This window comes from Neoroseomonas rubea, assembly GCF_016106015.1.
GTDB lineage: Bacteria > Pseudomonadota > Alphaproteobacteria > Acetobacterales > Acetobacteraceae > Neoroseomonas > Neoroseomonas rubea.
Genome location: NZ_JACADQ010000228.1, coordinates 1 through 6801, shown reverse-complemented (window position 1 = coordinate 6801; position 6801 = coordinate 1). Strand labels below are relative to the sequence as shown.

Genomic DNA, 6801 nt, shown 5'->3' with positions numbered 1-6801 from the left:
CGCGGCGGCGTCGCCGCCCGGGGACACGGCGGATCTCCTCGCCCCCGTGCCGGACGCCGCTGAGCCTGGCGACCCGCTCGGCACGCTGATCGCTGCGGGCGGCGCGGACGCGCCGCGGGCCGATATCCCGCCCGCCGACCCTTTCCCGCCCTTCGCCTGCGAGCCCGCCGACCCGCCGGATGCGTCGCGGGCGGATCTCCTCGCACCCGAGCCCGCCGTGCCGCCCGCCCCGGATGGGGGCGGCTGGTGGACGCGCGGCGCCGCACGCCTGCCGCCCATGGTCTGGGCGCTGCCGGCGCTGCCGGCGCCGTCCGATTTCGCCTGCCTGCTGGAAACCCACGCATGACCTGGCGCCTCGCCTCCCATGCCGCCACCCATGCCGGCGCGGTCAGGCCGCGCAACGAGGATGCGCTGCTCGACCGCCCGGATCTCGGTCTCTGGGCCGTGGCCGACGGCGCGGGCGGGCATGGCGCGGGCGATGTCGCCTCGGCGGCCATCATCGCCGCGCTGCAGGTGATCCCGCCCGGGCTGTCGGCGGCGGAACTGCTCGCGCAGGTTCGGCTGCGCCTCGGCGCCGTGCATGCCGAACTGCAGGAGGAAGCGGCGCGGCGCGGGCCCGGGCGCATCCTCGCTTCGACCGTCGTCGTCATGCTCTCCCGCGGGGAGCATTTCGCGATGCTCTGGGCCGGCGATTCGCGCGGCTACCTGCTGCGGCAGGGAATGCTCTCGCGCGTCACGCGCGACCACAGCCTGGTGCAGGAACTGGTGGACCAGGGCACGCTGCGGGAGGAAGAGGCCGAGAGCCACCCGCAGGCGAACGTCATCACGCGCGCGGTCGGTGCGCAGGGGGACCTCGAACTCGACAAGGTCTCGGGCCGGATCGCCGCGGGCGACCGCTTCCTGCTCTGCACCGACGGGCTGTTCAAGACGATGGCCGAGGCCGAGATCACCGCGATGCTCGCCGGCGGCGCGGACGCGGCGGCGATCGTCACCGAGGCGGTCGGCCGCGGCGCGCGGGACAATGTCAGCGCCGTCGGCGTTGACTGCGTCGCGTAGAGCCATATCCGATCAGCCGGAAACGGCTGACCGGATGTCTTGCTCTGGAAGCCATGGAGTCGACGGCACAGGATCCGATCACGCTGATTCGGCGCGATCGGAACGTGCTGTCGCGCCTGCCGGGCCAGGGCCCGGCCGCGTTGCGCATCCGCGGTGCCGCGGCGTTCAGGCGCTATGCGCGCCGATCTTGTAGGTGACGATGTCCTGCACGCCCGACAGGGCGTCGCCCACGTCGGTCGCGCCGAACTCGATCTCCTGATAGAGCAGCTCAATCTGCTCGATCGGCCGATCGCCGCCGGATGACTCGCTGATGCTGGCGATGCGCGCGCCGATCAGCGTCACGGCGAAGTAGACCACCGGCTGGCCCGAGCCTGTGCGCAGCCAGGCGAACTTGACCGGCGTGAGCGTCGTCGCCTGGATCATGGTGAGCCAGACCAGAGCCGATTGCGAATCCGCCAGGCGCGCGACGGTGACATTGCGCAGCTGCGCCCCCAGCACCCGCGTGGTGCGCCCGCTGCCGGCGCCCATGCCGCGATAGGGGCGCGTTCCCCCCCAGCCGAAGCTCAGCAGTTCCATCCAGCCGGAATGGCCGGTGATTTCGGATTCCCCGGTGATCCCGGGCAGCTGCATGAGGACCGACATGGCGCGTCTCCTGCCTGCGGGACCGGCTCAGGGCCGGTTCTGGATGATGGCGACGGCCTGCGCGCCGCGCGCGCTGCCGTCATGGACCCAGGTGATGACCGAGAGCTCGGCGAAGGAGATCGCGTAGCTTTCGGTCGAGCGGTCATCCGCCCCGCCGTCGATCGAGAAGTCGGTGATCCCGGCGTTGACGAGTTCGAGGCGCATGTATTCCTGCGGCGCCTCTCCGTCGCCGGTGCGCAGGAAGATGATGGCCACGCCCTTGTCGTGTTCGCCGAGCAGGGCGTTGCGCAGCAGGCCGGTGGAGGAGCTGTCGGTCTGCTTGGTGATGCGGATCGGCGCCGCGTCGCCGCCTTCCTTGTGCGTCGCGGTGCGCTGGCCGTAGTTCACATGGGCGGCGAACTCGACGGACAGCAGCGACATCCAGCCGCCGCTCGCCGGCGCCTTGGAGATGCGGCCGGGTGTCTGCGCGTCGCCGCGCACGTCGCCGTAGCACATGAAGATCGAGATATCGCCGCTGGACATGGCGGGCACCTTCCGGAGCGGGGGCCTTCAAGCAAGTGCCGCCCGGATCGCTCCGGGCGGCACGGGGTGCCTTGCAGGGCAGGGCGCCGGCCCGGGAGGGGCCGGCGCCAGGCGATCAGAGCTTCGAGGACGTCGCGAGGTCCCAGCCCCAGTTCTCCGGGCTGCCCGTGAAGTCGTCGCCGATCGGGTTGTACTTGATGCTGATCTTGTCGAAGTTGAAGCTCAGGCTCTCCATCGGGCGGCTGTCGGAGCCGCCGGAGGCGCTGAAGCTCATGCCGGAGATGCCCGTGCCGTTCGTCTCGAAGGAGAGGAACTCCTGCGGCTCGCCCGCGCCGGTGCGCAGGAACTTGTAGTCGACCTTCTTGTTCATCTTGCCCGTGCAGGCTTCCGTGAACAGCTTCACCGAGGTGCCGTCGGTCTTCTTCGTGCAGGTGATCTCGCTGATCGAGACCTCGCCGCCCTCACGCGTGGAGGTGCCGCGCGCCGAGGAGATGTGACGGCCGAGGCCGATCTGGAAGCTGTCGACCTCGATGTACTTCTCGAAGCCCTTGATCTTCGTCTCGCCGTCGATGCCTTCGTACTTCACAACGATCGTCATGTGATTTTCCCTTTCCCATCCTGCCCCCGGAAGGTGGCCCGATGCCGCCTTCCGATGGGTGATCCTATACCTCAGCCGCTTGCGCGGCGGAACGTACTCTCATCACTCCGCGTCACCATCCGCTGAAGGATTTCACCGTCATGGCCGCGCGGTGCGAGCGTGCGCGGACGCCGCGCGGAAGCCCGCGGCCGGATGCTGGACGAGGAGGGAAGCGGGGTCTGCACGGTGTTGGCCTGTCGTGGCTCGACACGTCCGCGGCGGCGTTGCGGCGGGCCGGCCTGCGCCGGCCCGCACGCCGTCAGCCGATCTCGTAGCTGAAGTTGCCGTCCTCGCTCATGCCGACGCGGACATGCGCGATCTCGTGGCCTTCGGCCAGGCGCCCGAGGATGCGCGCCGAGAGCTCAGGCAGCACGGTGCGGCTGAGGATGTTGTCGATGTTGCGCGCGCCCGAGGAGACTTCCTTGCAGCGCTCGACGATCGCATCCACCACCGCGTCATCGACCTGCAGCGGCACGCCGTAGGCTTCCTTGAGGCGCTTGCCGATGCTGCGCAGCTTGAGCCCGGTGATCTTCTTGAGGATCTCCGGCGGCAGCGGATAGTAGATCACGACGTTGGTGCGGCCGAGGAAGGCCGGCTTGAAGGACTTGAGCAGGTCCGGCATCAGCGCTTCGCGCAGCTCGTTGGGCTCCGGCGCCATCTCGGGGTCGGCGCAGAGCTTGTCGATCGTGTCGGTACCCGCGTTCGAGGTCATGATGATGACGGTGTTGCGGAAGTCGATGTCGCGACCCTCGCCGTCCTTCATCGCGCCCTTGTCGAAGACCTGGAAGAAGACGTCCTGCACGCCGGGATGCGCCTTCTCCATCTCATCGAGCAGGATGACGGAGTAGGGGCGCCGGCGGACGGCTTCCGTCAGCACGCCGCCTTCGCCGTAGCCGACATAGCCCGGGGGCGAGCCCATCAGGAGCGAGACCTTATGCTCCTCCTTGAACTCGCTCATGTTGATGGTGGTCATGTTCTGCTCGCCGCCATAGAGCAGGTCGGCGACCGCGAGCGCCGTCTCCGTCTTGCCGACGCCCGAGGTGCCGGCCATCAGGAAGACGCCGATCGGCTTGCGCGGGTCGGTCAGCCCGGCGCGCGACGTGCGGATCGCCTGCGCGATCGCGTCCAGCGCATGGTCCTGGCCGACCACGCGCTCCATCAGGTGGTCCTTCAGCTTCAGGACCGTGTGGATTTCGTCCGACACCATCCGGCCGACCGGGATGCCGGTCCAGGTGCCGACCACGTCGGCGACCGCCTGGCCGTCCACCACCGGGAAGACCAGCGGTTCCTCGCCCTGCAGCTTGTGCAGCGCGGCCGAGGTCTCGCCGAGTTCCTTCTTCAGCGCCTCGGTGTCCACCGGTTCGGCGGGCTTGCCGTCGGGGCCGGGCATCGGCACCGCCGCGGCCTCGATCTGGTGGCGCAGGTCGCGCATCTTCGCGACGAGCGCCTTCTCCTCCTCCCAGCGGTTCATCACCTCGCCGAGTTCGGCGGAGACCTTGGCGTGCTCCTGCTCGAGCGCCACGCGGCGCGCCGTGTGGTCGGTGCCGGTCGCTTCCTCGCGCTGGATGGCGGCGAGTTCTGTGTCGATCAGCGACAGGCGGCGCTGGCGGTCTTCGACCGGGGCGGGGATCGCGGCCTGCGACATGCCCACGCGCGCGCATGCGGTATCGAGCAGCGACACGCCCTTGTCCGGAAGCTGCCGTGCCGGGATGTAGCGGGCGGAAAGCTTGACCGCCTGCGTGATCGCCTCATCCAGGATGCGCACGCCGTGGTGCTTTTCGAGCGTGCCGACCAGGCCGCGCAGCATGGCGCAGGCCAGCGGTTCGGACGGTTCCTCGACCTTCACCACCTGGAAGCGGCGGGTCAGGGCGGCGTCCTTCTCGAAGTACTTCTTGTATTCCGCCCAGGTGGTGGCGGCGATGCAGCGCATCTCGCCGCGGGCCAGGGCGGGCTTGAGCAGGTTCGCCGCGTCGTTCTGCCCGGCAGCGCCCCCGGCGCCGATCAGCGTGTGCGCCTCGTCGATGAACATCACGATCGGGGTGGGGGAGGACTTCACCGCGTCGATGACGCCCTTGAGGCGGTTCTCGAACTCGCCCTTCACGCCGGCACCTGCCTGCAGCAGGCCCATGTCGAGCGAATAGAGCTTCACGCCCTTCAGCGCGTCGGGGACGTCGCCGGCCGAGATGCGCAACGCCAGGCCCTCGACCACCGCGGTCTTGCCCACGCCGGCCTCGCCGGTGAGGATCGGGTTGTTCTGCCGCCGGCGCGTCAGGATATCCACCATCTGGCGGATCTCCCCGTCGCGGCCGAGGATCGGGTCGATCTTGCCCGCCTTCGCCTGCGCCACGAGTTCGGTGCAGAACTGGTCGAGCGGCCCGCCCGAGCGCGGCGCCTCGCCCGCCGGGGCGCCGGGGCCGCCGGAGCCGGAGGTGCTCTCGGTGCTGGCTTCCGCCGCTTCCTCGCTGCCCTCGGCCATCTCGCCGAGGTTCCGTCGCACCGCGTCGGCCGGCAGGTTGAGCAGCGACGGCGCGCTTTCCTTGACCGTGCGGCCAAGCGTCTCGTCGTTCAGCAGCGCCGCGAGCAGGTGGCCGGAGCGGATCTTCTGGCTGCCGGATTCAAGGCTCGTCAGCAGCCAGGCCTCGCGCAGCCAGGTGACGATGTCGGGCGAGAGCGCGGGGGCGCGCGCGTTGCCCGTCTTGAAGCGGTCGAGTGCGCGGGTGATCTCGTTGGCGACGCGGCCGGCATCGACGCCGCCCTTGCGCAGCACGGCCGAGACATCGGACCCGGAGGTCTCGACGAGCTTGAGCAGCACGTGCTCGATCTCGACATTGTAGTGGGTGCGCGACAGGGTCAGGCCGGCCGCGGCCTCCAGCTGCCGGCGTGTCAGCGCGTTCATGCGCCCGACGAGGGATTTGAGGTCGATCGCCACCATCTCGGACGCACTCCACGTTGAACGCACGGGCTCGTCATCCACCCGCGGTCGGGACGGTAAGGGGGCGTGCGAAACGAGTCCAGCATGCTAGCGTGGCGCGAGTAGCCGCCGCCGTGTACAGCGTGCGGCGCGTCACAAGGGGGTCCGGATGGGCGCAGGCGTTCTCGATGTCGAAGGCTTGCTCGCGCCGCTGTCCAGCGGCGACGGCGTGGGGGAGGATCTGCGGCCGGACTATTCGCCGACCTCGCTCTATCAGCGCATTCGAACGCAGCGGAACGACGCGCGCGCGGGCGAACGCGCGATCGACGGCGGCGATCCCGACGCCGATCCCGCCGCCGTGCAGGGCGCCTGGCGGGACGTGAAGAAGCTCGGGATCGAATGCCTGGCCTCGAAGGCCAAGGATTTCGAGATCGCGTGCTGGCTGACCGAGGCGCTGGTGCGCCTCGACGGGCTGGCGGGGCTTGCCGACGGCGCCGAGGTGCTGGCCGGTCTCTGCGCGCAGTATTGGGACAACGCCTTCCCGCGGCTGGACGACGAGGACGGGATCGAAGGCCGCGGCGCCCCGCTCGGTGGTCTGTCGGGCGAAGGGGCGGATGGCACCGTGATGGCGCCGATCCGGCGCTTCCCGCTGTTCCGCCGGGGCGACGGCTCGGCCTGCGACTTCTTCCTCTGGCAGCGCGCCGAGGAGACGGCGATGATCGCCGAGGAGGCGCGGCGCGAGGCGCGCTACAAGCAGGGCGTGCCGCAGATGGACGCGCTGGTGAACGAGGCGCGGGCCGATGTCGCCTCGCTCCGCGCGACCGGCGTCGTCGCGCGCACGGCGCTGGCCGCCTGGACCGCGATGGACGAGGCGATCACCGCCCGCTTCGGCGGCGACGCGCCGTCCACGCGGCGGGTGAACGAGGCGCTGTCGGCCATCATCGCCATCGCGGACAAGATCGCCGGCCCGCCGGCCGCGGCGTCGGCGGCCGAGGTGGCCGAGGAAGCGGCCGGCGAGGCGGGTGTGGACGCG

At 70.3% G+C, this 6801-nt stretch carries 6 protein-coding genes and 1 pseudogene; 3 read left to right on the top strand and 4 right to left on the bottom strand.

Features of this window, described 5'->3' with window-relative positions; all coding sequences use genetic code 11:
- Window positions 1-346, top strand: a pseudogene (locus HW577_RS17825) (hypothetical protein); the annotation flags it as partial.
- Complete coding sequence (locus tag HW577_RS17820) at window positions 343-1056, top strand: PP2C family protein-serine/threonine phosphatase (RefSeq protein WP_198377492.1); 714 nt, start codon at window positions 343-345, stop codon at window positions 1054-1056. The pseudogene HW577_RS17825 and the gene HW577_RS17820, both read left to right, overlap by 4 nt.
- 165 nt (window positions 1057-1221) lie before the next feature.
- On the opposite strand, the gene HW577_RS17815 is transcribed toward HW577_RS17820, so the two are convergent.
- The 4 genes from HW577_RS17815 to tssH form a co-directional block, all read right to left on the bottom strand.
- Entirely contained in the window at window positions 1222-1698 is a 477-nt protein-coding gene (locus tag HW577_RS17815; protein ID WP_198377491.1) for an Hcp family type VI secretion system effector, read from the bottom strand.
- Between the two features lie 27 nt (window positions 1699-1725).
- Entirely contained in the window at window positions 1726-2220 is a 495-nt protein-coding gene (locus tag HW577_RS17810; RefSeq protein WP_198377490.1) for an Hcp family type VI secretion system effector, read from the bottom strand.
- A gap of 115 nt (window positions 2221-2335) precedes the next feature.
- Window positions 2336-2818 carry an Hcp family type VI secretion system effector gene (locus HW577_RS17805; protein WP_198377489.1) on the bottom strand — a complete coding sequence of 161 codons (483 nt, stop codon included), beginning with the start codon at window positions 2816-2818 and terminating at the stop codon, window positions 2336-2338.
- A gap of 298 nt (window positions 2819-3116) precedes the next feature.
- Window positions 3117-5789: a type VI secretion system ATPase TssH gene (gene tssH / locus HW577_RS17800; RefSeq protein ID WP_198377488.1), complete on the bottom strand. Its 2673-nt coding sequence runs from the start codon at window positions 5787-5789 to the stop codon at window positions 3117-3119.
- A 148-nt stretch (window positions 5790-5937) separates the two neighbouring features.
- Between tssH and HW577_RS17795 the strand changes: the two genes are divergently transcribed.
- Window positions 5938-6801 (top strand): type VI secretion system protein TssA (locus HW577_RS17795; protein WP_198377487.1); only part of this gene is annotated, 864 nt, incomplete at its 3' end.

Excerpts from the sequence above, each read along its gene's own strand:
- tssH (WP_198377488.1), bottom strand. The coding sequence starts at position 5,789 with ATGGTGGCGATCGACCTCAAATCCCTCGTCGGGCGCATGAACGCGCTG.
- HW577_RS17805 (WP_198377489.1), bottom strand. The coding sequence starts at position 2,818 with ATGACGATCGTTGTGAAGTACGAAGGCATCGACGGCGAGACGAAGATC.
- HW577_RS17810 (WP_198377490.1), bottom strand. The coding sequence starts at position 2,220 with ATGTCCAGCGGCGATATCTCGATCTTCATGTGCTACGGCGACGTGCGC.
- HW577_RS17820 (WP_198377492.1), top strand. The coding sequence starts at position 343 with ATGACCTGGCGCCTCGCCTCCCATGCCGCCACCCATGCCGGCGCGGTC.
- HW577_RS17815 (WP_198377491.1), bottom strand. The coding sequence starts at position 1,698 with ATGTCGGTCCTCATGCAGCTGCCCGGGATCACCGGGGAATCCGAAATC.